19 protein-coding genes are annotated in these 25,296 nt (G+C 69.9%); 15 read left to right on the forward strand and 4 right to left on the reverse strand.

Annotated features, from left to right (window positions below):
* Window positions 1–10: 10 nt before the first annotated feature.
* Window positions 11–910 (reverse strand): sugar phosphate isomerase/epimerase family protein, encoded by a 900-nt coding sequence (locus IE302_RS33065; RefSeq protein ID WP_191258379.1) that lies wholly within the window; start codon window positions 908–910, stop codon window positions 11–13.
* A 113-nt stretch (window positions 911–1,023) separates the two neighbouring features.
* On the opposite strand from IE302_RS33065, the gene IE302_RS33070 reads away from it, so the two are divergent.
* The 3 genes from IE302_RS33070 (at window position 1,024) to IE302_RS33080 (ending at window position 3,794) form a co-directional block, all read left to right on the forward strand.
* Window positions 1,024–2,028: a LacI family DNA-binding transcriptional regulator gene (locus tag IE302_RS33070; protein WP_191258380.1), complete on the forward strand. Its 1,005-nt coding sequence runs from the start codon at window positions 1,024–1,026 to the stop codon at window positions 2,026–2,028.
* A 4-nt stretch (window positions 2,029–2,032) separates the two neighbouring features.
* Window positions 2,033–3,034 (forward strand): Gfo/Idh/MocA family protein, encoded by a 1,002-nt coding sequence (locus tag IE302_RS33075; protein ID WP_191258381.1) that lies wholly within the window; start codon window positions 2,033–2,035, stop codon window positions 3,032–3,034.
* A 283-nt stretch (window positions 3,035–3,317) separates the two neighbouring features.
* Window positions 3,318–3,794, forward strand: a complete 477-nt coding sequence (locus IE302_RS33080) for a hypothetical protein (RefSeq protein WP_191258382.1) — start codon at window positions 3,318–3,320, stop codon at window positions 3,792–3,794.
* On the opposite strand, the gene IE302_RS33085 is transcribed toward IE302_RS33080, so the two are convergent.
* Window positions 3,791–6,778 carry an AfsR/SARP family transcriptional regulator gene (locus IE302_RS33085; RefSeq protein WP_191258383.1) on the reverse strand — a complete coding sequence of 996 codons (2,988 nt, stop codon included), beginning with the start codon at window positions 6,776–6,778 and terminating at the stop codon, window positions 3,791–3,793. The two genes, IE302_RS33080 and IE302_RS33085, sit on opposite strands and share 4 nt — an antisense overlap.
* A gap of 409 nt (window positions 6,779–7,187) precedes the next feature.
* On the opposite strand from IE302_RS33085, the gene IE302_RS33090 reads away from it, so the two are divergent.
* Genes IE302_RS33090 through IE302_RS33105 form a run of 4 tightly spaced genes read left to right on the forward strand, consistent with a single transcriptional unit; the run spans window position 7,188 to window position 10,182 of the window.
* Window positions 7,188–7,583 (forward strand): GntR family transcriptional regulator, encoded by a 396-nt coding sequence (locus tag IE302_RS33090; protein ID WP_191258384.1) that lies wholly within the window; start codon window positions 7,188–7,190, stop codon window positions 7,581–7,583.
* Window positions 7,580–8,443 (forward strand): ABC transporter ATP-binding protein, encoded by an 864-nt coding sequence (locus IE302_RS33095; protein WP_191258385.1) that lies wholly within the window; start codon window positions 7,580–7,582, stop codon window positions 8,441–8,443. Before IE302_RS33090 ends, IE302_RS33095 begins: the two co-directional genes overlap by 4 nt.
* A 9-nt stretch (window positions 8,444–8,452) precedes the next feature.
* Window positions 8,453–9,247: an ABC-2 membrane transporter-related protein gene (locus tag IE302_RS33100; protein WP_191258386.1), complete on the forward strand. Its 795-nt coding sequence runs from the start codon at window positions 8,453–8,455 to the stop codon at window positions 9,245–9,247.
* A 14-nt stretch (window positions 9,248–9,261) separates the two neighbouring features.
* Window positions 9,262–10,182 carry an ABC-2 membrane transporter-related protein gene (locus IE302_RS33105; protein ID WP_191258387.1) on the forward strand — a complete coding sequence of 307 codons (921 nt, stop codon included), beginning with the start codon at window positions 9,262–9,264 and terminating at the stop codon, window positions 10,180–10,182.
* A gap of 21 nt (window positions 10,183–10,203) precedes the next feature.
* On the opposite strand, the gene asnB is transcribed toward IE302_RS33105, so the two are convergent.
* Window positions 10,204–12,036 carry an asparagine synthase (glutamine-hydrolyzing) gene (gene asnB / locus IE302_RS33110; RefSeq protein ID WP_191258388.1) on the reverse strand — a complete coding sequence of 611 codons (1,833 nt, stop codon included), beginning with the start codon at window positions 12,034–12,036 and terminating at the stop codon, window positions 10,204–10,206.
* A 344-nt stretch (window positions 12,037–12,380) separates the two neighbouring features.
* On the opposite strand from asnB, the gene kdpF reads away from it, so the two are divergent.
* Genes kdpF through IE302_RS33140 form a run of 6 tightly spaced genes read left to right on the forward strand, consistent with a single transcriptional unit; the run spans window position 12,381 to window position 20,176 of the window.
* The gene (kdpF, locus tag IE302_RS33115; RefSeq protein WP_020630647.1) at window positions 12,381–12,482 is read left to right on the forward strand and encodes a K(+)-transporting ATPase subunit F; all 102 of its coding nucleotides are present in this window, start codon (window positions 12,381–12,383) and stop codon (window positions 12,480–12,482) included.
* Between the two features lie 37 nt (window positions 12,483–12,519).
* Window positions 12,520–14,181 carry a potassium-transporting ATPase subunit KdpA gene (kdpA, locus tag IE302_RS33120; RefSeq protein ID WP_191258389.1) on the forward strand — a complete coding sequence of 554 codons (1,662 nt, stop codon included), beginning with the start codon at window positions 12,520–12,522 and terminating at the stop codon, window positions 14,179–14,181.
* Entirely contained in the window at window positions 14,178–16,271 is a 2,094-nt protein-coding gene (gene kdpB / locus IE302_RS33125) for a potassium-transporting ATPase subunit KdpB (RefSeq protein WP_191258390.1), read from the forward strand. The genes kdpA and kdpB overlap by 4 nt, the downstream gene beginning before the upstream one ends.
* A gap of 4 nt (window positions 16,272–16,275) precedes the next feature.
* A complete protein-coding gene (locus tag IE302_RS33130; RefSeq protein ID WP_191258391.1) occupies window positions 16,276–16,887 on the forward strand; it encodes a potassium-transporting ATPase subunit C in 612 nt (203 codons plus the stop codon).
* A gap of 5 nt (window positions 16,888–16,892) precedes the next feature.
* A complete protein-coding gene (locus IE302_RS33135) occupies window positions 16,893–19,478 on the forward strand; it encodes a DUF4118 domain-containing protein (RefSeq protein ID WP_191258392.1) in 2,586 nt (861 codons plus the stop codon).
* Window positions 19,475–20,176: a response regulator gene (locus IE302_RS33140; RefSeq protein WP_005154857.1), complete on the forward strand. Its 702-nt coding sequence runs from the start codon at window positions 19,475–19,477 to the stop codon at window positions 20,174–20,176. The genes IE302_RS33135 and IE302_RS33140 overlap by 4 nt, the downstream gene beginning before the upstream one ends.
* A 242-nt stretch (window positions 20,177–20,418) precedes the next feature.
* On the opposite strand, the gene IE302_RS33145 is transcribed toward IE302_RS33140, so the two are convergent.
* Entirely contained in the window at window positions 20,419–21,048 is a 630-nt protein-coding gene (locus IE302_RS33145) for a hypothetical protein (RefSeq protein ID WP_191258393.1), read from the reverse strand.
* A 197-nt stretch (window positions 21,049–21,245) separates the two neighbouring features.
* Here IE302_RS33145 and IE302_RS33150 point away from each other — a divergent pair, with 197 nt between their 5' ends.
* Both IE302_RS33150 and smc read left to right on the forward strand, forming a co-directional pair.
* Window positions 21,246–21,533, forward strand: a complete 288-nt coding sequence (locus IE302_RS33150; protein ID WP_191258394.1) for an acylphosphatase — start codon at window positions 21,246–21,248, stop codon at window positions 21,531–21,533.
* Window positions 21,534–21,622: 89 nt separating this feature from the next.
* Window positions 21,623–25,222 carry a chromosome segregation protein SMC gene (gene smc, locus IE302_RS33155; RefSeq protein WP_191258395.1) on the forward strand — a complete coding sequence of 1,200 codons (3,600 nt, stop codon included), beginning with the start codon at window positions 21,623–21,625 and terminating at the stop codon, window positions 25,220–25,222.
* Window positions 25,223–25,296: the final 74 nt, after the last annotated feature.

The raw sequence follows: 25,296 nt of genomic DNA on the forward strand, positions 1-25,296 counted from the left end.
GCTTCTTCCGTTACCTGGCAGCCGGGAGCCGGCTGACGATTCCGTCGAGATGCGCCAGGCTCCTGGCCACATCCCGCTTGGGCAGATCATCCGGGCTCTTCTCGCTCAGCGCGGTGTCCTGTTCCAGTACGTACCACCCGTCGTAGCCCGCTTCGTCGACGAACCTGACCATCGCCTCGATGTCGACGTCCCCGTCGCCGAGCGGGACATACAGACCTTCGCCCACCGCCTCGGCGTAGGGAAGCCTCCCGGCGCGGACGTCTTCGGCGAGTTCGCCGCGCACGTCCTTGAGGTGCAGGTGACCGACCCGTTCGGGGTACCGCTTGGCCAGCGCGACCGGATCGGTCCCGCCGATCAGGAGATGCCCGGTGTCCAGGCACAGCGGGAGATCGGAATCGGCGAGGAAGCGCTCGACCTCGTCCTCGGTCTCCGCGTGTGTCCCGACGTGCGGGTGCAACACGGTGCGAAGCCCGTGGCGCGCGGCGATTTCCCTGATCTCCCTTGAGGTTTCGATCAGCGTCGCCCATTCGGCGTCGCTCAGCGCGGGGCGTTCGTCGTAGCCGTCGAGACCGGTCGCGGCGGCGAGCACGAGCATGTCACCGCCGCAGGCCGCGAACAACGCCGCGGATTCCTCGGCCGCCGCCAGTGCGGCCTCGGGGTCTTCGTGCAGGACGACGGCGAGGAAACCGCCGACCAGGTCGAGCCCGCGACCGCTCAGCAGCGCGCGCAGCTCCGCCGGGTCCCGCGGCAGGTATCCGGGCGGGCCGAGCTCGGTCGCGCGGACCCCCAGCTCCGCCATCTCACCCAGAACGGTCCCCGCGTCGAGCACGCGGCCCCAGCCGGGGACTTCGCACACGCCCCAGGAGATCGGGGCGGCGGCGATTCGGATCCGGGACGTCGTCACTGTCATCGGCGGCCTCCTGCGGCGGGTTGCGGGGATCGGGTTAGAGCGCTCTATTGATTAGAGCGCTCTAATCATGTAGCGTCCGTCACAGTAAAGTCAAGGGCAGGGGGAGGCTGGGAATGGCGAGACCGACGATGGAGGACGTCGCCGCGAAAGCGGGGGTGTCCCGTGCGCTCGTGTCCCTGGTGATGAGGAACGCGCCGAACGTCTCCGACGAACGGCGGACGCGGGTGCTGTGCGCGGCGCACGAACTGGGCTACGAACCGCACGCGATGGCCAGGTCGCTGGCCAGCCGGACGTCGACGGTCCTCGGGGTGATGGTCTCCGATCTCCGCAACGCGTTCTTCGCCGACGTCGTCGAGGGGCTCGACGCGGCGGCCGAAGCGGCCGGATTCCACTTGATCCTCAACACCGGCGGCCGCAGTCCCGCGCGCGAGCGCGCCGCGTTGAAGAGCCTGCTGTCCTTCCGGCCCGCCGGGGTGATCCTGCTGTCGCCGGTGGTGCCCGCGTCGGCGATCGAGGAGGCGGCCGCGCAAGGTCCCGTCGTCCTGGTGTCGCGCACCTCGCGCGTACCGGGGGTGGACACGGTGAACGACGACGGCGAAGCGGGGTCCGCGCTCGCCGTCGATCACCTGGTCTCGTTGGGGCACCGAAGGATCGCCCATCTGGACGGCGGAGTCGCCGCCGGTGCGGCGGCCCGGCGCCGGGGGTATCAGCAGGCCATGCGGCGGCACCGGCTGCACCCGCTCATCGTGCGCAGCGAGCACACCGACACGGCCGGTGAGAAGGCCGTGCACGAGCTGCTCGGGGATCATCCCCGCGCGGGATTGCCGACGGCGTTGGTGGCGGGCAACGACTTCAACGCCGTCGGCGCGATCTCCGCGCTGGAAGAGGCCGGTCTGCGGGTCCCCGAGGACGTCTCCGTCGTCGGGTACGACAACACCTCGCTGGCCGCGCTGAAACATCTCTCACTGACCACTGTGGACCAGCCGCGCACCGAAATGGGCAGGCTGGCCGTCGAAGCACTGCTCGAACGGGTCCGGGGTGAACGCACCGAACCGGTCCGGCATCTGCTCCACCCGTCGCTGGTGGTCCGTTCGACCACCGCCGCCCTGGAAAGGTAACGACATGAGGTTGGGACTCGCCGGCACCGGCCGGATCGGTACTTCGCACGCCGAAACCTTGAAGAGCTTCGACGAGGTCTCGTCCGTGGTCGTCGCCGACGTCGACGCCGGCCGCGCGGAGGCGGCCGCGGCCAAACTCGGCGTCGAAGCGGCCGCGGACATCCCCGCGCTCTTCGAGTCCTCTTTGGACGGACTGGTGATCACGGCGGCGACGGACGCGCATCCGGAGCTGATCCTCAAGGCCGTCGACGCGGGGATCCCGGTGTTCTGCGAGAAGCCGGTCGCCGCCGACATCCCGGGCACCCTGGCGGTGATCGACAAGATCTCCGGTTCGGAAGTGCCGGTGCAGATCGGTTTCCAGCGCAGGTTCGACGCGGGCTACGCGGCCGCCCAGGCCGCCGTGGCCTCGGGTGAGCTCGGCTGGCTGCACACCTTGCGCGCGACCACCCTGGACCCGGCGCCGCCGCCCGCGGAGTACGTCGCGCATTCCGGTGGCCTGTTCCGCGACTGCGGGGTGCACGACTTCGACGTCGTCCGGTTCGTCAGCGGCCGCGAGGTCGTCGAGGTCTACGCCGTCGGGGCGAACAAGGGCGAGCGGTTCTTCGTCGACGCCGGTGACGTCGACACCGCGGCCGCGACACTCACCCTGGACGACGGAACGCTCGCGGTGGTCTCGTTGACGCGCTACAACGGCGCGGGCTACGACGTCCGGCTGGAAGTGCTCGGCTCGGCCGGGAACGCCGTGGTGGGCCTGGACGATCGCGCTCCGCTGGCCTCGGTCGAACCCGGCGTCCAGCCGCTGCCCGGCCCGGCCTATCCCGGGTTCATGGAGCGCTTCCGTCCCGCGTACATCAGTGAACTGCAAGCGTTCCTCGACGTCGCCGCCGGCCGCGCGCCGAGCCCGTGCGGCGCGGCGGACGCCCTGGAGGCGTTCTACATCGCCGAGGCGTGCGAGGTCTCCCGGCGCGAACGCCGCCCGGTCCGCGTGGACGAGGTCCGCGCCTGACGCCAGCCTCGTGACTCACGTGATCAGGGACCGCACTCGCGTGATTAGAGACGGAACTCGCGTGATCAGACGCCGCACACTCGAGTTCCGCATCCAGACACGTGAGTTCCGGCTCCAAGCACGCGAGTCACGTGTCTGATCACGCGAGTCACGTCTTCGGCTACCTGGGCGGCGAAGGCAGGTTCCTGCCACGACCGGCCCGCCCCGGGAGACCCTCGCTACGGTGATCGCCGACCATCACAGGCGGCCTCTTCCAGCCGGCCGGAACGCGCGAGGAGCCCGGATGCAGCCGAATCCACCGCAGCCCGGGCCGCCCAAGCCGAGGCCGCCCAAGCCGAGGGCGAGCGCCGGGGCGGCGATGACCGCCGGCTTCCTGGGGCTGCTCACCGCCGCCATGATCGTCTGGTTCGCGCTGTATAACGTCGTTTACGGGCTCGACCCCGCCGGTGGCTGGTCCGGTCCGGTGATCCAGAACGCGTTCGGCGGCATCGTCACCGCGGGGTTGCTGGTGGTCGCCGCCGGATTCACGTTCGCCCGCAGGATTCCCGGCGCGTGGACGCTGTTCGGGCTCTGTGCGTTTTACGTGATGGCGGTCTTCGTGGCGGCTCCGCTGGTGTGGGGCACGCCCTTCGGCACGCACCTCAAGTGGATCTTCGGCTTCGACAAGAGCAACGGCGTCGCGACGGCGCTGGCGAGCATCTTCGGCATCCTGACGGCGGTTATGGCGGCGATCGCCGGTAGCGTGAAGGCGCGCGGCTAAAGGTCGTCCAGGATCAGTTTCGCGCGTTCCTCGACGAGCCGGTAGCCGGAGCGCGCGGCGAGTTCCAGCGCCAGCTCCCCGTGCGTGCGGGCTTCCGCGACCTTTCCCAGTTTCAGCAGGGTTTCCGCGAGCCCGGTCCGCGCGGCGGCCTCACACCAGAAGAAACTGGTCGTCCGCGCGATCGACAACGCGAGCCGGTGATGCTCGGCGGCCTCCTCGGGCAGGCCGAGCCTCAGGCAGACCTCGCCGAGCCCGACGAGTGTCCAGGCTTCGGTGCCCCGGTCGCCGATCTTGCGGGTGAGTTCGACGGCTTCGAGGGCGTCCGTGCGGTTCTGTTCGCTCGGATCGCGCCCGCTTTCGAGCACGGCCCGGCCGGACAGCGCCGTCGCCTCGCCGTAGGTGTAGCCCAGTTCGCGGTTGGCCGCGAGCGCGCGGGTGTAGAAGTCGTAGGCGTCGTCGGGAAGGCCGAGATCGCGGTGCACGTTGCCGAGATCGACCAGCAGCACCGCGACGCTGAACCGCGCGCCGTCCCGTTCGGCGACCGCCAGCGCGCGGGTGAAGTTGGCGAGTGCCTCGTCGAGCTGGCCGGTCTGCCAGTACGGGAAACCGAGGTTCGCCAGCGCCATCGAGATTCCCGGCAGGTTCAGTTCTTCGCACAGCCGCAGGGATTCCAGCCCGCAGCGGATCGCCTCCTGCGGTGCGCCGAGGCGCTGGTGCACCGCGCTCAGGTTGTTGAGCACGGCCGCGCGACCGGCGTCCCAGCCGTCGAGGAGGTCTCCGCGCAGGGCACTCGTCAGGTGTTCGCGGGCCTCGTCGTAGCGGCCGCTGTTGACGCAGGCGAGCGCGATGCTCAGGTGCATCGCGGCCTGTGCCTGCCCGGCGCCGCTGCGCCGGGCGGCCTTGAGCGCCGTCGACGCGGTGTCGATCCATTCCGCGTGATGACCGCGCTGGTGGAAGAAGGCGCGGAGCGCGTCGGCGAGGTGCCAGGAGAACTCCGGCGGACCGTGTTCGGCGCTGTGCTCGACCGCCGCGGCGAGGTTCGGCCACTCGGCGTCCAGCCAGGCCAGCGCCTCTTCGGTGTCGCCGAAGGGTTTGTCTTCCGGTTCTTCGCGCGGCAGGCGCAGGAAATGCGGGATGAGGACGCGGCCCGCCGCGTCGGCGGTGGTCAGGTAGCTCTCGAAGAGCCGCCTCTCCGCTGTGTCGCGTTCGGGCTTCGGGTCTTCGGACAACGTGCGGCCCGCCGCGAAACTGCGGAGCAGGTCGTGGAACCGGTAGCGCCCCGGGGTGTAGCGCTCGACCAGGTGCGCCGCCGCGAGCGCCTTGAGCTGCTGGTTCGCCTTCGAATGCGGGGCACCGGTCAGCGCTTGCGCGGCGGGGGCGGTGAACGTCTGGCCGGGGACGAGCGCGAGCCGCCGGAACAGCAGCCGGTGTTCCTCGGGAAGCGCGCGATACGAGACGCCGAAGGCCGTGGTCACGGCGCTTTCCTCGGCGCCGTCGACGGTCAGTTCCGTCAGCGGGTCGCCGCCGGCGAGCTCGCGGGCGAGTTCGGCGATCTCGGGTTCGCCGCTGGCACCGAGGTTGGCCGCCGCGATCCGGAGGGCGAGCGGGAGGTGACCGCACAGCCGGGCCAGCTCCGCGGCCGCGCCCGCCTCGGCGGCGACGGTCTCGCTGCCGAGCACGGCCTCCAGCAGATGCCGCGCGTCTTCGGCGGGCAGCACGGACAGCGGGAGCGCGCGGGCGCCGGTGCGGGCGATGAGGTCGCCGAGCCGCTGGCGGCTGGTGACCAGGACGGTGCCCGACGGCGGCAGCAGCGGCAGCACCTGACCGGTGTCGCGCACGTTGTCGAGGACCAGGAGCACCCGGCGATCGGCGAGGAGGGAGCGCAGGAGCGCGGCCCGCGTGTCGGTGTCCGGCGGGATGGCCTTGGGCGCGGTGCCGAGCGCTTGCAGAAGCTGCGTGAGCGCGACGGCCGGGGTGAGCGGTTCGTGGTCGGGATCGAAGCCCCGGAGGTCCAGATAGAGCTGGCCGTCGGGGAACGCGTCCCGCACCCGGTGGGCCCAGCGGACGGCGAGCGCGGTCTTGCCGACCCCCGCGGTCCCGCTGATGACCCAGATGTCGGTGCCCTCACCCGCGTGCCGGGTCGCCTCGTCGAGCCGCTCCAATTCGGACGCGCGCCCGGCGAACCCGCGGACGTCGTGCGGCAGCTGAGCCGGGCGGACCGGCTCCGGCCTGGTCGCGGCCGCCGTGGGCTCCAGCGCGGGATCGGCGGCGAGGATGGCGGTTTCCAGCCGGCGCAGTTCGGGCGAGGGATCGAGACCCAGCTCCGTGCCGAGCCTCTCCCGCAACGCGCGGAAAGCCTCGAGCGCGTCGTCGGTGCGGCCTTCGCGGTGCAGCGCGAGCATGAGCTGGCCGACGAACCGTTGCCGCAGGGGATGCGCGGCGACCAGTTCGGTCAGCTCCGCCAGCACCTGCCTCCCGCGGCCGAGACGCAGCTGCGCGTCGGCGCGATCCTCCAGCGCGGTCCAGCGTTCCTCGTTCATGCCACCGCGGAGCCGCTGGGCGACCTCGCCGCTCACGACGTCGGACAACGCCTCGCCCCGCCACAGGCCGAGCGCCTCGTCCAGGAGTTCCACGGCGGTTTCGTCGTCGGCCTCGCGGGCTTGCGCCGTCAGCCCGGTGAACCGGTGCAGGTCCACCTGGCCCGGGGCGACCCTGAGCATGTACCGGGTCCCCTCGGAGACGATCTCCGGCCCGCCCGCGGAGCGGAACACCGCGCGTAGCCTGGACACGAGCGCTTGAACGGTGTTCCGGGCGCTCGCCGGCGGTTCTTCGGGCCAGAGCAGGTCGATGATCCGGTCGCGGGGCACCGGCTTGCCCGCCTCCAGCAGCAGAACCGCCAGCACGAGCCGTTGTTTGGGCGAGCCGAGATCGACCGGATCGCCACCGGCCCACGCCTCGACGGCGCCGAGGACGCGGAACTCCACCCGGCCACCTCCGCTCACCCTCGTCAGAGCCTGCAAGCGTAGTGCAAGCGCCCTGCATCCGGACGCCGTGATCCTTGCGTGGTGTCCACCGAGGACCCGTCGCCGGAACCGTGCCCAACCAACAAGACGGGCAGGACCCCCCATTCGGTTCCGGTACGACGGTGGGCACCTTCAACTTGCACAGGCACCGCCTTCTGACGGCGGTGGGGGTTGGGGGTAGTGCCAGCTCGACGTCTTTCCCCGTGTCGTCGAACTGGCGCTTCTTCTTGACTGGGGCTGGGGTTTTCCGTGAAGGCCCCCTTGAGGGACTCAGAGTCCGTCAAGGGGGCCTTCACGGATTTTCGGCGTTGACAAGAGCGGCCGCCTGCCTGCACCCTTTCACTACTTAACTAGTGAAAGGGTGTTGCCAGTGGTCACCTTCCACCTGGACAAGGGCTCGGGCGTCGCGACGTACGTCCAGCTCGTCCAGCAGGTCAAGAACGCCCTCCGTCTGGGGTTGCTGGAGCCGGGGGACCGGCTGCCGACGGCGAAGGAAGTGGTCGCCGAGCTGGCGATCAACCCCAACACCGTCCTCAAGGCCTATCGCGAGCTGGAGCGCGAAGGGCTCGTCGAGGGAAGGCCGGGCCTCGGCACCTTCGTCCAGAAGACGCTCGGAGGGGCTTCGTTCGCCGAGCACACGCGGCTGCGGAAGAGCCTGGGGGTCTGGGTTCGCGACGCGCGGGAATCGGGTCTGGACCAGGAAGACGTCGAGGCGCTGTTCGCCTCGGTGGTGGTCGATGGCTTTCGAGGGGAGCGAACGGCATGACCGATGAATCCGTGATCGAGGCGACCGGCCTCGGCAAGCGTTACCACCGCAAGTGGGCGTTGCGCGACTGCTCGCTGTCCGTCCCGAAAGGACGCGTCGTCGCCCTCGTCGGACCCAACGGCGCGGGCAAGACGACCCTCCTGCACCTGGCCGTCGGGCTGCTCGAAGCGACGCTCGGCTCGGTCTCGATCCGGGGAACCGCCGCGTTCCTCGCCCAGGACAAGCCGCTGTATCCCGGCTTCAGCATCGCCGAGATGCTCAAGTTCGGCAGGCGCCTCAACCCCGGCTGGGACGACGAGTTCGCGCTCAAGCGCATCGATTCGCTCGGGCTTCCCTTGAAACACAAGGTCGGGAAGCTGTCCGGTGGCCAGCGCGCCCAGGTCGCGCTCACCCTGGCCCTCGCCAAACGCCCGGATCTCCTGGTGCTGGACGAGCCGCTCGCGAACCTCGACCCGCTGGCCCGGCACGAGGTCATGCGCGGGCTGATGGAGGCGGTCGCGGAGACCGGCATGACCGTCCTGCTCTCCTCGCACGTCGTCTCCGATCTGGAGAACACCTGCGACTGGCTGATCGTCCTCAACGGCGGCCGCGTCCAGGTCAGCGGCGACATCGACGACCTCGTCGCCGGGCACCGGATCCTTTCCGGACCCGTCGAGGAGGCCGACGCGCTGGCCAAGCGGGTCGCGGTCGTCGACGAGGCCAGGGCGGGAAGGCAGGCGACCGTCTTCGCCCGGACCGAACCGGTTCCCCTGGGTCCACAGTGGACCGAGCGCCCGGTGAACCTGGAAGAGCTCGTGCTCGCCTACCTGCGGCGTCCCGAATCCGCGAGCCTGCCTCGCCCGACACTGGCCTCGGCGTAAGGGGGAACGATGTTCTGGCTCACCTACCGCCAGCACCGGATGCAGCTGCTGGTCACGGCAATACTGCTGGTCGCCGTCGGGATCCTGTTGCTGGTCAACGGGAACGCCGCGGCGGACAGTCCGGACCCGGCCAAGCTGTTCTCGGACCTGTACACCTATCTCTCCTGGCTCCAGGTGGTCCCCGTGGCGATCGGCGTCTTCTGGGGCGCGCCGCTGGTCGCGGCGGAATACGAACGCGGTACGACGAAACTCGTCTGGACCCAGTCGATCTCGCGGTTCCGCTGGCTGGGCGTGAAACTGGGATTCCTCGCCGTCCTCGCCACCCTCGGGGGGCTCGCGTTCGGGACGATGATGCAGCGCTGGGTGGACGTCTTCCCGACCGATCGCGGCGACACCGCCTTCACCAGCCGCTTCGACAACCCGGTCCTGTTCGCGATGACCGGCGTCGCGCCCGGCGCGTGGTGGCTCTTCGGTTTCGTGCTCGGCACCGCCGCGGGCGCGCTCATCCGCAAGACCCTGCCCGCCATCGCCGTCACCATCGCGGTGACCGTCGGCCTGATGATCGGCGTGGCCAATGTCCGTGACCTCTACGCCGATCCGGAGCTCGTCACCCTGGGCACCGGTCAGGAGCCCGCCGGCCGGGTCCTCGAAATGATCAGGGACGCCACCGGGGAGATCACCGCGCTCAAGGTCCTGCCCCAGGACTGGTACTGGCGTTTCCAATGGACCGAGGCCGCGATCCTCGCGGGCGTCTCGCTCCTGCTCGCCGTCTCCGCGACCTTCGCCATCCGGCGCCGCTCCTAGAAAGGGACACGTTCTTGCTCTGGCTCACCTGGCGGCAGCACCGGACCCAGCTGCTCGTCACCCTGGGATTCCTGGCCGTGGTCGGCGGGATCCTGCTCCTGTCCGGCCAGGCCGCCATCGACGCTTCGAACGGCAAGACCTCTTTGTACTGCCATGGAGGCGGCATCCCGTGCCGTGAGTACGACGCGGGACTGGAGGATCTCTATCAGGAGATCTACCCACTGGTCGCGATGGTGCCGTTCATTCCCTTGCTGGCAGGCGTCTTCTGGGGCGCGCCGCTGCTGGCCAGGGAGTACGAGCGCAACACCCACCAGCTCGCGTGGACACAGTCGGTCAGCCGCGGGCACTGGATGGCCGTCAAGTTCGGCGTCCTCTCCGGATGTGCGGTCCTGGCCGGGCTCGCTTCGGGGCAGATGTTCGGCGGGTGGCTGGAAATGTTCCCCGGCAAGGCGGAGACCTTCGCCGAGACGTCCTACTTCGGCGCGGTCGGGGTCGCGCCCGCCGCCTGGTGGCTGTTCGCCTTCGTGCTCGGTGCGGCGGCCGGGGTGCTCGTGCGCAAGACCCTGCCCGCCATCGCGATCACGGTCGCGGTGTTCCTCGCGGCCTCGATCGCCTTGCTGCTGCTGAGGCCGCATTACGCCGAGCCGGTCCGGACGACCGGCGCCGATCCGGCGACGATGGGGGCCCTGATCGTGAAGGTGGGCCGGGTCGCGCCGGACGGCCACGACATGAGTTCACTGGACGAGGTGCCCGGTTGCCCGCTGGGGCTGGGGAAGAACGCGTGCGCCGAGGCCGCGGGCTACCGGGACTTCACCGTCTACCAGCCCGTCGGGCGGTTCTGGCGGTTCCAATGGACGGAGGCGGGAATCCTGCTCGCGGCGACCGCGGTCCTCGGGGGGATCGCGGTAGGGGGAACGGTCCGCCGCCGTCGCTGAGACGGCGGCGGACCAGAGGGCTCAGTCCAGCTGCAGTTCGGGCCGGTACAGGTCGAACCAGTGGTAGAGGTCCAGCGCCCGGTCGATCCCGGTGCGCTGGACCGAGGGCATCGTCGCCGGGTCCACTTCGGACGCCCGGTGCAGCCAGTCCCGGTCGATCAGCGAGAACACCGGGTTGTCCCGTTCGGTCAGGGCCTCCTTGGCCTGCTGCTGCAAGGCCGCCGCGTAGCCAGGGTCCTGAGTGGACGGATACGGGCTCTTGACCCGGTCGCGCACGGACGCGGGCAGAACGTGCTTCGTGGCGTGCCGCAGAAGGCTCTTTTCCCGGCCGTCGAACGTCTTCAGCGACCAAGGCGTGTTGTAGACGTACTCGACGAGCCGGTGGTCGCAGAACGGCACCCGCACTTCGAGCCCGACCGCCATCGACGCCCGGTCCTTGCGGTCCAGCAGCATTCGCACGAACCGGCTTAGGTGGAGGTTGCAGACCGTCCGCATCTTCCGGTCCTGCTCGCTCTCGCCGTCGAGGTGCTCGACCTGGGCGGCCGCGGTGGCGTACTGGTCGGCGATGTAGCCGGGCAGGTCCAGCTTGTCCCGGACGTCTTCCCGCAGGAGAGCGCCCCGCTCACTGGTGAGCCCCGTCCGGAAGGCGAGCCAGGGGAAGGTCCCCGAGTTCACCGCGGCATCGTCGTGGAACCAGCGGTACCCGCCGAAGACCTCGTCGGCCGACTCACCGGAAAGCGCCACCGTGGATTCCGCGCGGATCGCCTTGAACAGCAGGTACAGCGACGTGTCCATGTCGCCGAGCCCCGCCGGGATGTCCCGCGCGGTCAGCACCTTGCGGCGGATCTCGGGATCGCTGAGCTCGGCCGGGTTCAGCACGACGTCCTTGTGGTCCGAGCCGACCAAGTGCGCGACGTCGCGGATGAAGGGCGAGTCCGGGGTGTCCCGCATCTCGTCCGGCTGGAAGTTGTCCTCCTGGCCCTGGAAATCGACCGAGAACGTGCGCAGCCGTTCGCCCTGTTCGGCCAGCCGCGCGGCGGCGAGACCGGTGACGGCGCTGGAGTCGAGCCCGCCGGAAAGCAGGACGCAGCGGGGCACGTCGGCGATCAGCTGGCGGTGCACGATGTCGGTCATCAGCTCGCGGACCCGCTCGACCGTGGTCTCCTGGTCGTCCGTGTGCTGCTTCGCGTCGAGCTTCCAGTACGTCCGCGTGCGGATCCCGGAGCGGTCGACGGTGACGATCGTGCCCGGCCCGACCTCGTGCATGCCCTTCCACAGCGACCAGCCCGGGGTCTTGGTCATCGACATCAGTTCGCGCAGGCCGTCGGTGTCGACCACCTTGCGCGCCAAGGGATTCGCGAGGATCGCCTTCGGTTCGGAGCCGAAGAGGACGCCGTCCGGAGTCGGGTAGTAGTAGAACGGCTTGATGCCCATGCGGTCGCGGATCATCACGAGCTTCTCGTCGCGCTCGTCCCAGATCGCGAAGGCGTACATCCCGTTGAGGTGGTCGACGACCTCGTCGCCCCACTCCAGGTAGCCGTGGAGCACGACCTCGGTGTCGCTGTCGGTCTCGAATTTGTGGCCCCGCCGGGAAAGTTCCTCGCGAAGCTCGGTGAAGTTGTACGCCTCGCCGCTGTAGACCATCGCGGCCAGCCCGGCTTCGGCCATCGGCTGCCTGCCGCCCGGCAGGTCGATGATCGCCAGCCGGCGGTGACCCAGCGCCACGCTCGGCCGCACCCAGGTGCCCGAGTCGTCCGGCCCGCGGCACGCCATGGTCGCGGTCATCGCGTCGATGACTTCACGACGTTGTGTCAGGTCCGTGCCATAGGAGACCCACCCTGCGATTCCGCACATCGCTACCTCCTGGTGATTAGTTAGCACATACAACTATCGGTAACACTGGTGTAACACGCTTCGTGCGGCTTGTCTGCCCGAATTGCACGCTCCGTCCTCACTGCGTCACCGTCTGTGGGACAAGTCACCGGGCATCAAGAAGTCGTAAAGGCACCCGATCGGGGCATCAAGAGGCCGTCAGTCGATCACCGGAAACGGGCTGACCAGGCGCAGTGTTGCGGAGTCCTGGTCACCGATGGGGTGACCTGTCCTGAGAGGTGCCTAGTGGCCGACTTGCTCTACGCCGTGCTCCTGATCGGCGTATTCGTGGTTCTCGCCCTGACCCTTCGCGGCTTGGAAAAGCTGTGACCGGCACGGGAACCGTGGCCAACGTCGTCGGCGGACTGCTGGCGCTGGGGCTGATCGTCTATTTGTTCATCGCACTGGTCAGGCCGGAGAAATTCTGATGCGTCCCGACGTACTTGCTCCCGCGGAGGGACTGGAATGACAGACACGATGGCCGGCCTCTTGCAGGCCGGCCTCCTCCTCGTCGCGCTCGCCGCGGTCTACAAACCGCTCGGCGACTACATGGCGCGCGTCTTCTCTTCGGAGAAGCACACCAAGGCCGAACGCGGCCTGTACCGGCTGTTCCGGGTGAACCCCGGTTCCGAGCAGCACTGGAAGACCTACGCGTCGGCCGTGATCGGCTTCTCGTTCGTCTCCGTCGTGTTCCTCTACCTGCTTCAGCGGCTCCAGGCGATCCTGCCGTGGAGCCTCGGCAAGGAACCGGTCTCCCCGGCGGTCGCCTTCAACACCGCCGTCAGCTTCGTGACCAACACGAACTGGCAGTCCTACAGCCCCGAAGCGACCATGGGTCACTTCGTGCAGATGGCCGGGCTGACGGTGCAGAACTTCCTGTCCGCCGCCGTCGGCCTTTCGGTCGCCGTCGCGGTCGTCCGCGGCTTCGTGCGCGCGAAGACCGACCGCCTCGGCAACTTCTGGGTGGACCTGACCCGCGGCACGATCCGGATCATGCTGCCGATCGCGTTCGTGGCGGCGATCGTGCTGATCGCGCTCGGCGTCGTCCAGAGCCTCAAGAGCGGCGTCGACGTCCTCAATCCCGACGGTAGCACCGGCAAGATCGCGCTGGCGCCCGCCGCGAGTCAGGAAGCCGTCAAGGAACTCGGCACCAACGGCGGCGGCATCTTCAACGCCAACTCCGCCCACCCGTTCGAGAACCCCAACGCCTGGACCAACCTGATCGAGATCTTCCTGATCCTGGTCATCCCGGTCTCGCTCACCCGCACCTTCGGCAAGCTGGTCGGGAACACCAAACAGGGGTACGTCCTGCTCTCGGTGATGGCCACGCTGTTCACCGCGATGCTCGCGGTGACCTGGCTGTCCGAGGCCCACGCGAGCGGCCCCGCGTCGCTGGCCGCCGGGGCGAATCTGGAGGGCAAGGAACAGCGGTTCGGCATCGGGCTGAGTTCGCTGTTCGCCACCGCGACCACCGGCACGTCGACCGGCGCGGTCAACGGCGCGCACGACAGCTACAGCGGCCTCGGCGGCGGCGGGGTCCTGCTCAACATGCTGCTGGGCGAGATCTCGCCGGGCGGGGTGGGCACCGGTCTCTACGGCATCCTCGTGATGGCCGTGATCGCGATGTTCCTCGCCGGGCTGATGGTCGGCCGGACGCCGGAGTACCTGGGCAAGAAGCTCGGCAAACGCGAGGTCACCTGCGCGGCCGTCGCCATGCTGGCGATGCCGACCGTGGTGCTGCTCGGCTCCGGGATCGCGCTGATGCTGGCCGACACCCCGGCCGCCATGACCAACTCGGGCGCGCACGGCCTCTCCGAGGTCCTCTACGCCTACGCGTCGGCGGGCAACAACAACGGCTCCGCGTTCGGCGGGCTCACCGTGACGAGCGACTGGTTCCAGTCCTCGCTGTCGGTGGCCATGCTGCTCGGCCGGTTCATCCCGATCCTCGCCGTGCTGTGCCTCGCCGGATCCCTCGCCTCCCAGCGGAAGGTCCCGGAGACCGCCGGCACGCTGCCCACCACCGGACCGCTCTTCGGCACGATGCTCGCGGGCACGATCGTGCTCGTCGCGGCCCTCACCTTCATCCCGGCGCTCGCGCTCGGGCCCATTGCAGAGGCACTCGCATGACCATGACTCAGGAACGCACTCCAGAGGAGACTTCCCAGCACCACGTGGAAAACACGGGCAGGGTCGGCGCGGGGATCTTCAGCCCGCGCCAGCTGCTGACCTCGCTGCCGGAGGCGCTGCGCAAGCTCAACCCCAAGCACCAGCTCGCCAACCCGGTGATGTTCGTGGTGTGGATCGGCTCCGCGCTGACCACCGTCTTCGCGATCACCGACCCGAGCGTGTTCACCATCCTCATCACGATCTGGCTGTGGTTCACCGTCCTGTTCGCGAACCTCGCCGAGGCCGTCGCGGAGGGCCGGGGCAAGGCGCAGGCGGAAACCCTGCGGCGCAGCAAGAAGGAGACCGTCGCGCGGCGTCTCACCGAGGACGGCGACGAGGAGACCGTGCCGGGTGCCGACCTGCGCGTCGGCGACCTCGTGGTCGTCGAGGCCGGGCAGGTCATCCCGGGTGACGGCGACGTCGTCGAAGGCATCGCGACCGTCGACGAATCGGCCATCACCGGCGAGTCGGCCCCGGTCATCCGCGAATCGGGCGGCGACCGGTGCGCGGTCACCGGCGGCACCACGGTGCTCTCGGACCGCGTCGTCGTGAAGATCACCACCAAACCCGGCGAGTCCTTCGTGGACCGCATGATCGCACTTGTGGAGGGCGCTTCCCGGCAGAAGACGCCGAACGAGATCGCGCTGACGATCCTGCTCTCGACGCTCACGATCATCTTCCTGCTCGCCGTCGTGGCGCTGCAGCCGATGGCGGGCTACTCCGGCAGTCAGCAGTCCGTGATCGTGCTGACCGCGTTGCTGGTCTGCCTGATCCCGACGACGATCGGCGCGCTGCTGTCCGCGATCGGCATCGCCGGGATGGACCGGCTGGTGCAGCGCAACGTCCTCGCGACCAGTGGCCGCGCGGTCGAGGCCGCCGGCGACGTCTCGACGCTGCTGCTGGACAAGACCGGCACGATCACCTTCGGCAACCGCAAGGCCACCGAACTGATCCCGGTCGGTTCGTCCACTGTGGACGACATCGCCAAGGCGGCCAGGCTGTCCAGTCTCGCCGACGGCACCCCGGAAGGCCGCAGCATCGTCGAACTCGTGGCGCGGGAACACGGTCTCGCGGAGACGGCGTCCGACGACGAGAAGCTCGCGGACTTCGTCGAGTTCACCGCGCAGACCCGGATGAGCGGCATCGACATCGGCGAGCGCCAGGTCCGCAAGGGGGCCACCGCCGCCGTGCGCGAATGGGTCCGCGAACGCGGCGGCGACATGCCGGACGAGACCGAACGGGTCGTCGACGAGATCAGCCAGCAGGGCGGGACCCCGCTGGTGGTCGCGGAGTACGACGGCGCGAAAGCGTTCGTGCGCGGCGTGATCCGGTTGTCCGATGTGGTCAAACCCGGGATGAAGGAGCGGTTCGTCCAGCTCCGGTCGATGGGCATCAAGACCGTCATGATCACCGGGGACAACCCGCTGACGGCGAAGGCCATCGCGGCGGACGCGGGTGTCGACGACTACCTCGCCGAGGCCAAACCCGAAGACAAGATGGCGCTGATCAAGAAGGAGCAGGAGGGCGGGCGGCTGGTCGCGATGACCGGCGACGGCACGAACGACGCCCCCGCGCTGGCGCAGTCCGACGTCGGCGTCGCGATGAACACCGGGACCTCCGCCGCCAAGGAGGCGGGGAACATGGTGGACCTCGACTCCGACCCGACGAAACTGATCGAGATCGTGGAGATCGGCAAGCAGCTGCTGATCACCCGCGGCGCGCTGACCACCTTCAGCGTCGCCAACGACCTCGCGAAGTACTTCGCCATCCTGCCCGCGATGTTCACCGGCATCTTCGCCCAGCTCGGCGCGCTCAACATCATGCAGCTGGCGACGCCGAAGTCGGCGATCCTCTCGGCGGTCATCTTCAACGCGCTGATCATCGTCGGGCTGATCCCGCTCGCGCTGCGCGGCGTCCGGTACAAGCCGTCGTCGGCCTCGGCGCTGCTGCGCCGGAACCTGCTGGTCTACGGCCTCGGCGGGATCGTCAGCCCGTTCCTCGGGATCTGGCTGATCGACCTGCTCGTCCGTCTCATCCCTGGAATCGGGTAACGCCATGAACGCACTGCTGAAGCAGACCCTCGCCGGGCTGCGTGTCCTGCTCGTCTTCACGGTCCTGCTGGGTGTGGTCTACCCGCTCGGCGTGTGGGCGGTCTCCCGGATCCCCGGCCTGCAGGGCAACGCCGAAGGCTCGATCATCACCCAGGACGGGCAGGCCGTCGGCTCGTCGCTGATCGGCGTCGACCCGGTCGCGGCCGACCCGGCCAAGGACCCCTGGTTCCACAACCGCCCCTCCGCGGGCTCGAAGGACGTTCTCGGCCCCGGCGACCCGTCGTCGTCCGGCGCGTCGAACAAGGGCCCGTACAACGAGGACCTGGTCGCCGCGATCGGCGAGCGCAAGAAGCTCATCGCCGCCCGCGAAGGCGTGCAGGAGTCGCAGGTGCCCGCCGACGCGGTGACCACGACGGGATCGGGGATGGACCCGGCGATCAGCGTCGCCTACGCGGACCTGCAGATCCCGCGTGTGGCGCGGAACACCGGCCTGCCGGAGGAGAAGGTCCGCCGGCTCGTGGCCGACAACACCGGCGGCGCCGGGATCGGCGTGCCGGGCGTCAATGTGCTGAAGGTCAACTTGGCCGTGCGCGACGCGGCCGGAGGAGCACACTGACAGACGTGGACGAGAACACGACCAAGCCGCGCCGGGGTGAGCTGAGGATCTACCTCGGCGCGGCCCCGGGCGTCGGCAAGACCTACGCGATGCTCGGCGAGGCGCGACGCCGCCTCGGCCGGGGCACCGACGTGGTCATCGGCCTGGTCGAGACGCACGGGCGCAAGAAGACCGCGGAACTCGTCGAAGGGCTCGAAACCGTGCCGCGCCGCCGGTCCGAGCACCGGGACCACGAGTTCGAGGAGATGGACCTCGACGCGCTGCTCGCCCGCGCCCCCGAAGTCGCCGTGGTCGACGAACTCGCGCACACCAATGTGCCGGGCTCGCGCAACGAAAAGCGCTGGCAGGACATCGACGAACTGCTCGCCGCCGGGATCGACGTCCTGTCCACGGTCAACGTGCAGCATCTCCAGAGCCTCAACGACGTCGTCGAGCGCATCACCGGCGTCACCCAGCAGGAGACGGTGCCCGACGAGGTCGTGCGGCGGGCCGAACAGCTGGAGCTGGTCGACATCACGCCCGAGGCGCTGCGGCGGCGCCTCGCGCACGGCAACGTCTACCCGGCCGAGCGGATCGACGCGGCGCTGGGCAACTACTTCCGGCCCGGCAACCTCACCGCGCTGCGGGAGCTCGCGCTGCTGTGGGTCGCCGACCAGGTGGACGTGGCGTTGCAGCGGTACCGGGCCGAGCAGAAGATCACCGACACGTGGGAAGCACGCGAACGGGTGGTCGTGTCGATCACCGGCGGACCGGAGAGCGAGACGCTGATCCGCCGCGCGAGCCGCATCGCGAACCGCGCGGGCGCCGAACTGCAGGTGCTGCACATCCTGCGCGGCGACGGGCTCGCCGGGATGGGACCGACGGCGGTCGGCAAGTACCGGAAGCTGACCGAAGAGGTCGGCGCGACCTTCCACACCGTCGTCGGCGACGACGTGCCGACGGCGCTGCTCGACTTCGCGCAGGGTGTCAACGCGACCCAGCTGGTCGTCGGGACCTCGCGGCGGTCGCGGGTGGCGAGGCTGTTCGACGAAGGCATCGGCGCGGCTGTGGTCCAGCGGTCCGGCCCGATCGACGTCCACATGGTCACGCACGCCCAGGCGGGTGGACGGCTGCGCGCCCGGTTCAACCGGAGCCCTTTGACGCCATCACGACGCCTGACCGGCTGGGCGCTTTCGCTGCTGCTGCCCGCGCTGGCGACGTTGCTCGGCGTCGTGCTGAGGGATCAGCTGGACTTCTCCACCGACGTGATCGACTACGTCCTCGCGACGGTGCTGGTCGCGCTCGTGGGCGGGCTCGGGCCCGCGCTGCTCGCGGCGGTGGTCTCGGCCGGGCTGCTGAACTTCTTCTTCACCCCGCCGCTGTACAACCTGACCGTCCACGAGCCGCGCAACGTGATCACGCTGGTCGCGATGGTGCTGGTGGCGATCCTCGTCGCGGCGGTCGTCGACACCGCGGCCCGGCGCGCGACGCAGGCCGCGCGGGCGCGGACCGAGGCGGCGCTGCTCGCCTCCTACGCGCGGACCGTGCTCACCCATACCAACCCGATCGAGCGGCTGCTGGAGAAGGTCCGCGAGAACTTCGGGATGACTTCGGTGACCCTGCTGGAAAAGCGGGACGGGAAGTGGAATCGGGTGGCGAACGCCGGCACGGATCCCTGCGCCGACCCGGATCAGGCCGACGCCGACATCGCGGTCACCGCGGACGTCCATCTGACGCTGCGGGGCCGCGCGCTGCCCGCGTCGGACCGGGGAGTGCTCGAAGCCGTCGCCGGGCAGGCCCTGCTGGCCCTGCGGCAGCAGCGGACGGCGAAGGCGGCCGTCCGCGCGGAACGCAAGGCCGAGGCGACCGAACTGCGCACGGCCCTGCTGTCGGCCGTGGGACACGACCTCCGGACCCCGCTGACGTCCATCAAGGCGTCCATCGGCAGCCTGCGCGCGACCGACATCTCACTGTCCGAAGAGGACACCGACGAGCTGCTCGAAGCGATCGAGGAATCGGCGGACCGGCTCGCCGGGCTGATCGACAACCTGCTCGACTCGTCGCGGCTGGCGACCGGCGCCGTCCGCCCGCATCTGCGCCCGGTCGGCTACGACGAGGTCGTCGCGCACGCCCTGTCCAATGTGGACAACTCGGATTCGGTCGTGGTCGCGATCGACTCGCGGCTGCCGTCCGTATGCGCCGACCCCGGGCTGCTGGAGCGGGTCGTGGCGAACGTCGTCGACAACGCGCTGCGGCACGGGGCGTCCGGCGAACCGGTCTCCGCGCGGGCCAGCACCCATTCGGAACACGTCGAACTGCGCATCATCGACCACGGACGCGGGCTGAAGAAGGGCACCGCGGACTCGGCCTTCGCTCCGTTCCAGCGGCTCGGGGGAGACCGGGACAGCGTGCCGGGCGTGGGACTGGGGCTGTCGGTCGCCAAGGGGTTCACCGAGGCGATGGGCGGGCGGATCCGGGCGGAGGACACGCCCGGCGGCGGGCTCACCGTCGTCATCTCGCTGCCCGCATATGTTGGTCAGGATCCGGAAAAGAGCCTCCTCGCCTTCGACGACGAGGGCCTGGAAAACGAAGAGGAGGAGCGAGTGCGATGAGCGCAGACACCGCGTCGGCGACCGTTCTGGTCGTCGACGACGAACCGCAGATCGTGCGAGCCCTGCGGATCAACCTGTCCGCCCGCGGCTACAAGGTGATCACCGCGCACGACGGGACGGCCGCGCTGAAGGCCGTCGCCGAGACCAAACCCGACGTCGTCGTGCTCGACCTCGGCCTGCCCGACCTCGACGGCACCGAGGTGATCGCCGGGCTCCGCGGCTGGACGACGGTGCCGATCATCGTGCTGTCCGCGCGCGGCGACTCGGCCGACAAGGTGCAGGCCCTCGACGCCGGCGCCGACGACTACGTCACCAAACCCTTCGGCATGGACGAACTCCTCGCGCGGCTGCGCGCCGCCGTCCGGCGTTCGGCGACGTCCAGTGTGGACGGTGCGGACGCGGTGGTGGACACGGGCTCGTTCCGCATCGACCTGGCGGCCAAGAAGGTGCGCCGGGACGGGAAGGAAGTGCACCTCACCAAGACCGAATGGGGTGTGCTGGAACTGCTGGTGCGCAACCGGGGCCGTCTCGTGGCGCAGAAACAGCTGCTGCACGAGGTGTGGGGGCCGACCTACGAGACCGAGTCGCACTACCTGCGGGTGTATCTGGCGCAGCTGCGGCGGAAGCTGGAACCGGAACCCTCGCGGCCGCGGCACCTGCTGACGGAACCGGGGATGGGCTACCGCTTCGAAATGTGACCCCGGACGGTCGGGCGTGCTCAGGTGCCGTACTCGCGTGATCAGAGACGGAACTCGCGTGCTTGGAGGCCGCACACGCGGGTCGGCGTCCGTCACGTGAGTTCCGCCTTCAATCACGTGAGTTCCGTCCCCAAGCACGCGAGTCACGTCCCTGATCACGCGAGTCACGCCTTCGGACCCGGCGACCGGGTTCGGCTTGGCCCTCGATGGGACCGGAATCAGCCGACACACGGACCGAAGTCCTATCGGGCGCTGCTCGTGGAGATGTCGGAGACGCTGGACCGGCCCGGCGACGAGTCCGGGGCGCCGCTGGAGCTGGAGCCGCCGCCCGGCGGGCTCGACGGCGGATCCGACGGCGTCGTCGTGGTCGGAGGGGTCGTCTTCGTCGGGGTGGTCGTGGTCGGAGGCGTGGGCTTCGGAGTGGTCGGCGTCGTCGGCGGCAGGACCGTGTGCGGCGGCGTGCCAGGGCCACCGGGCGGCGGCACCACGGGCGGCGGCGCGACGACGCTCGTCGTCTCCTTGCCGTCCGGCCCGACCGAGGTCACCGTGGTCGGCGGCGCCGTGGAGCTGGAGGACGCGCCGGGGATCGGCGAGCCGCTGACGGTCATCGGGCCGCCGGGGACGGCGTTGCCCGGGACCAGCTGGGCGCCGGCGGGGGCGACACCTTGCCCGCCGCCGGGGACGCCGGTGCCGCCCGCGGTGGCGGAGACGCCGGGGCCCGCCAGTTCGGCGATCGCGGCGAAGGCCGTCGCCACCACGAGGCCACTGACGCCCAGTACGGCGTAGCCGGCACGGTTGAGCTTGCCGGTGGCGCCGCGCGGGGGCGCCACGGACACGCGTGCGCTCGGATCAGACCCGTCGGGACGGGACATGGGCTGGCTCCTCGGATGGGGGACTTCGGGGAGTGAAGCGACTGGTGAGAACACCGAGACGCTTCCGGCTACCCGGGCGAGGTAGCCCAAAGTGGGGACCCGGCGCGGAGATTATCACCGTGGCTTCACTGTCTGCGAACCGCTGCGAACGTTGTGTTCACCCTCCGCGTTCATCCGCGTGGTGCACGATAGGGGACGTGAGTGAAGAAATAACGCACATCAGGCTGACCGCGTGGGTGCACGGTCGCGTGCAGGGGGTCGGTTTTCGCTGGTGGACCCGCAGCCGGGCGCTTGAGCTGGGGTTGGTCGGCAGTGCGGGCAACCTGGCCGACGGGCGTGTCGAGGTGGTAGCGGAGGGTGTCCGGGACAACTGTGAGCGGCTTTTGCTGGCTTTGAGATCCGGCGAATCACCCGGAAGTGTGGATCACGTCGTCGAGCGCTGGTCGCCTGCGAAAGGTGGCATCAGCGGCTTCGTGGAGCGCTGAGGCCCCCGCGTCCCACGATCACGGTGGGCGCACAGGTAGCCTGGACCGATTGAACGACCGGTTCCCGCAGCCAGAGGGGTCAGCACGACGTGCACCTGAAGAGCCTGACGCTCAAGGGCTTCAAGTCCTTCGCCTCGGCGACGACGTTGCGTTTCGAGCCGGGCATCACCTGTGTGGTCGGGCCGAACGGCTCCGGCAAGTCGAACGTCCTCGACGCGCTTCGCTGGGTCATGGGCACCCAGGGCGCGAAGGACCTGCGCGGCGGCAAGATGGAGGACGTCATCTTCGCCGGGACCGCCGGCCGCGCCCCGCTCGGGCGCGCCGAGGTCACCCTCACCATCGACAACGCCGACGGCGCGCTGCCCATCGAGTACTCCGAAGTCTCGATCACGCGCCGGATGTTCCGTGACGGCGCGAGCGAGTACGAGATCAACGGCGACCGCTGCCGTCTCATGGACGTGCAGGAACTGCTGTCGGACTCCGGTATCGGCCGCGAGATGCACGTCATCGTCGGGCAGGGCCAGCTTTCGGCGATCCTCGAATCCAAGCCCGAGGAGCGCCGCGCCTTCATCGAAGAGGCCGCCGGTGTCCTCAAGCACCGCAAGCGCAAGGAACAGACCCTGCGCAAGCTCGCGAACATGCAGGGCAACCTCGACCGCCTCGGCGACCTGACCACCGAGCTCCGCCGTCAGCTCAAACCGCTGGGCAAGCAGGCCGAGATCGCCCGCAAGGCGCAGTGGGTGCAGTCCGAACTGCGCGACGCCCGGCTGCGGCTGTTCGCCCACGACCTGGTCACCCAGCGCGCGGGCATCGCCAAGGAAGAGGCCGACGAGCGCGTCGCCCGCCAGCGCCGCGCCGAGGTCGAGCAGGCGCTGGAGATCGTCGCCGCCGAGGAGGCCGAGCTCGAAGCGTCGCTCGCCGAGGACGCGCCGCGCCTCGCCGCGGCCCAGGAGACCTGGTACAAGCTTTCCGCCCTGACGGAACGGTTGCGCGGCACCGTGCGGCTCGCGCTGGAGCGTCAGCGGCACCTTTCCTCCGACGTGCAGCAGGCGAGCACCGGCCGCGACCCCGACGAGCTGCTGGCCGAGGCCGAGCAGGTCGCCGAGCAGGAGCAGGAACTCAACGAGGCCGTCGCCGAGGCCCGGATGGTGCTTTCGGAGACCGTCCAGCGGCGCGAGCAGCTCGAACACCTCGTCCAGGCCGCGGAGCGCGCGCATATGGCCGCCGTCCGCGCGATCGCCGACCGCCGGGAAGGGCTCGCGAAGCTCACCGGTCAGGTCGAGGCGCTGCGCAGCAAGAACGGTGCCACCTCCGACGAAATCGACAGGCTCACCGTTTCGCTCGAAGAGGCCGCGGAGCGCGCGGAGATCGCCGTCGAGGAACTCGAAGAAGCCAAGGCCGAGGGCGGGGTGGAGGAGTCCGACGACCTCGACCTGCAGGCCCACCACGATCGCGCGGTGGAGGCCAACAACGCCGCCAAGGCGCGGGTCGAGGAACTCGTCAAGGCCGAACGGGCCGCCGAACGCGAGATCGCGTCGGAGAAGGCGCGCGTCGAGGCGCTGTCGATGGGCTTGCGCCGGAAGGACGGCGCCGGCGCGCTGCTCGGCGCGCAGCACGAGCTGCCGGGCCTGCTCGGTTCGGTCGCCGCGCTGCTCACCGTCGAGGCGGGCCACGAGGTCGCGCTGGCCGCGGCGCTCGGCCCGGTCGCCGACGCGGTCGCGGTCAACGGCGGCGCCGACGCGCTCGCCGCGCTGAAGTTCTTGAAGGACAACGACTCCGGTCGCGCAGGCATCCTGCTCGGCGGCCTGGAGTCCACTGTGGACACCAGCTCCTGGCCGTCGCTGCCCGTGGGCGCGCGCTGGGCGCGTGAAGTGGTCACGGCGCCGCCCGCGTTGCGGTCCGCCGTCGAGCACGCGCTCGCCCGGGTGGCCATTGTGGACGGTCTGGAGTCCGCCCGGCGGCTCGTCGAGGTGTATCCCGAGGTCAGCACGGTCACGCCCGAGGGCGACGTCTTCGGCGCCCGCTGGGCGGTCGGCGGCTCGGCCCGCAGCGAGAGCGTCATCGAGGTGCAGGCCGCGGTCGACGAGGCGGGCGACCGGCTGAACGCCGCCGAGCGCGCGCTGGAACGCACCGCCGCGGAACTCGAAGGCGCCCGCGCCGGGCAGCAGGCGAGGCGCGAAGAGGTCGGCAGGGCCAAGGAAGCACTCGGCGACGCGAAGGTCCGTAAGGCGCGTTCGTCCGAGCGGCTGAACCGGTTGCAGCAGGCCGCGCGCGGCGCTCAGGCCGAGATGGACCGCTTGAGCACCCAGCGCGCGAAGGTCGAGCAGAGCCGCGAGCAGGCGCTTCAGCAGCTCGCCGAGCTCGAAGAGCGGCTGAACGCCGTCGCCGAACAGGAAGTCGACGAGGATCCGGACACCGCCGAGCGCGACCAGGCCGCCGAAGACCTCGGCACGGTCCGCCAGGAGGAGATGGAGTCCCGTCTCGCGCTGCGCACCGCCGAGGAGCGCGCGCGGAGCATCCAGGGCAAGTCCGAATCGCTCCGCCGGGCCGCGCACGCCGAGCGGCAGGCGCGCGAACGCGCCGAAAAGTCCAGGGCCGCGCGGAAACGCGGCGCGGAGATCGCCAACGCGGTGGTCAACGGCGGCGAGATCGCGCTGGAGCGCATCGAGGTCTCCGTGCAGCGCGCCGCCCACGAACGGGACGAGGCGCAGGCGCAGCGGCAGTCGCGGGAGACCGCGCTGACCCAGGTGCGCAGCAAGGTCCGCGAGCTGACCGGTGAACTGGAGAAGCTCACCGACGCAGTCCACCGCGACGAGGTGTTGCGCGCCGAGCAGCGGCTGCGGCTGGAGCAGCTCGAAACCAAGATCGCCGAGGACTTCGGCATCGGCCTGGAAGACCTCGTCGCCGAGTACGGCCCGGACAATCCCGTGCCGCCGAGCGCGGGGGAGATGGCCGAGTACGAGGCGGCCAAGGAACGCGGCGAGGACGTCACCCCGCCGCCGCCCATGCCGTTCGACCGCGACACCCAGGCCCGCCGGGCCAAGCGCGCGGAGAAGGACCTGAGCCTGCTGGGCAAGGTCAACCCGCTGGCACTGGAGGAATTCGCGGCGCTGGAGGAGCGCTACAAGTTCCTCTCGACGCAGCTCGAAGACCTCAAGGACACCCGCAAGGATCTCGAAGCCGTCATCAAGCAGGTCGACGAAAAGATCCTCGAGGTCTTCGCGTCGGCGTACGAGGACGTCGCGCGCGAGTTCGAAACCGTGTTCGGCGTGCTGTTCCCGGGCGGCGAGGGACGGATGGTGCTGACCCAGCCCAACGACCTGCTCTCCACCGGCGTCGACGTCGAAGCGCGTCCGCCGGGCAAGAAGGTCAAGCGGCTCTCGCTGCTCTCCGGTGGCGAGAAGTCGCTCGTCGCCGTCGGCATGCTGGTCGCGATCTTCCGCGCCCGGCCTTCACCCTTCTACGTCATGGACGAGGTCGAGGCCGCGCTCGACGACACCAACATGCGACGGCTGATCGGGCTGCTGGAGCAGCTGCGGGACTCTTCGCAGCTGATCATCATCACCCACCAGAAGCCGACCATGGAGATCGCCGACGCCCTGTACGGCGTTTCGATGCAGGGCGACGGCATCACCAAGGTGATCTCGCAGCGGCTCCGGACGACCGAAGAGGACCCGGTTCCCGCCTAGCGGCCGAGAGCTGCCCGAAAGTCCGTCCCGTCGCACCTGGGCCTGAGCCCTTCGCGAAGAGATCCTCGTGATCT

This window comes from Amycolatopsis oliviviridis (genome assembly GCF_014654365.1).
Taxonomy (GTDB): Bacteria; Actinomycetota; Actinomycetes; order Mycobacteriales; family Pseudonocardiaceae; genus Amycolatopsis; species Amycolatopsis oliviviridis.

Bases quoted from the DNA above. Each gene is read 5' to 3' on its own strand.
- IE302_RS33065 (WP_191258379.1), bottom strand. From the start codon at position 910: ATGACAGTGACGACGTCCCGGATCCGAATCGCCGCCGCCCCGATCTCC.
- IE302_RS33070 (WP_191258380.1), top strand. From the start codon at position 1,024: ATGGCGAGACCGACGATGGAGGACGTCGCCGCGAAAGCGGGGGTGTCC.
- IE302_RS33075 (WP_191258381.1), top strand. From the start codon at position 2,033: ATGAGGTTGGGACTCGCCGGCACCGGCCGGATCGGTACTTCGCACGCC.
- IE302_RS33080 (WP_191258382.1), top strand. From the start codon at position 3,318: ATGCAGCCGAATCCACCGCAGCCCGGGCCGCCCAAGCCGAGGCCGCCC.
- IE302_RS33095 (WP_191258385.1), top strand. From the start codon at position 7,580: ATGACCGATGAATCCGTGATCGAGGCGACCGGCCTCGGCAAGCGTTAC.
- IE302_RS33100 (WP_191258386.1), top strand. From the start codon at position 8,453: ATGTTCTGGCTCACCTACCGCCAGCACCGGATGCAGCTGCTGGTCACG.
- asnB (WP_191258388.1), bottom strand. From the start codon at position 12,036: ATGTGCGGAATCGCAGGGTGGGTCTCCTATGGCACGGACCTGACACAA.
- kdpA (WP_191258389.1), top strand. From the start codon at position 12,520: ATGACAGACACGATGGCCGGCCTCTTGCAGGCCGGCCTCCTCCTCGTC.
- kdpB (WP_191258390.1), top strand. From the start codon at position 14,178: ATGACCATGACTCAGGAACGCACTCCAGAGGAGACTTCCCAGCACCAC.
- IE302_RS33130 (WP_191258391.1), top strand. From the start codon at position 16,276: ATGAACGCACTGCTGAAGCAGACCCTCGCCGGGCTGCGTGTCCTGCTC.
- IE302_RS33140 (WP_005154857.1), top strand. From the start codon at position 19,475: ATGAGCGCAGACACCGCGTCGGCGACCGTTCTGGTCGTCGACGACGAA.
- IE302_RS33145 (WP_191258393.1), bottom strand. From the start codon at position 21,048: ATGTCCCGTCCCGACGGGTCTGATCCGAGCGCACGCGTGTCCGTGGCG.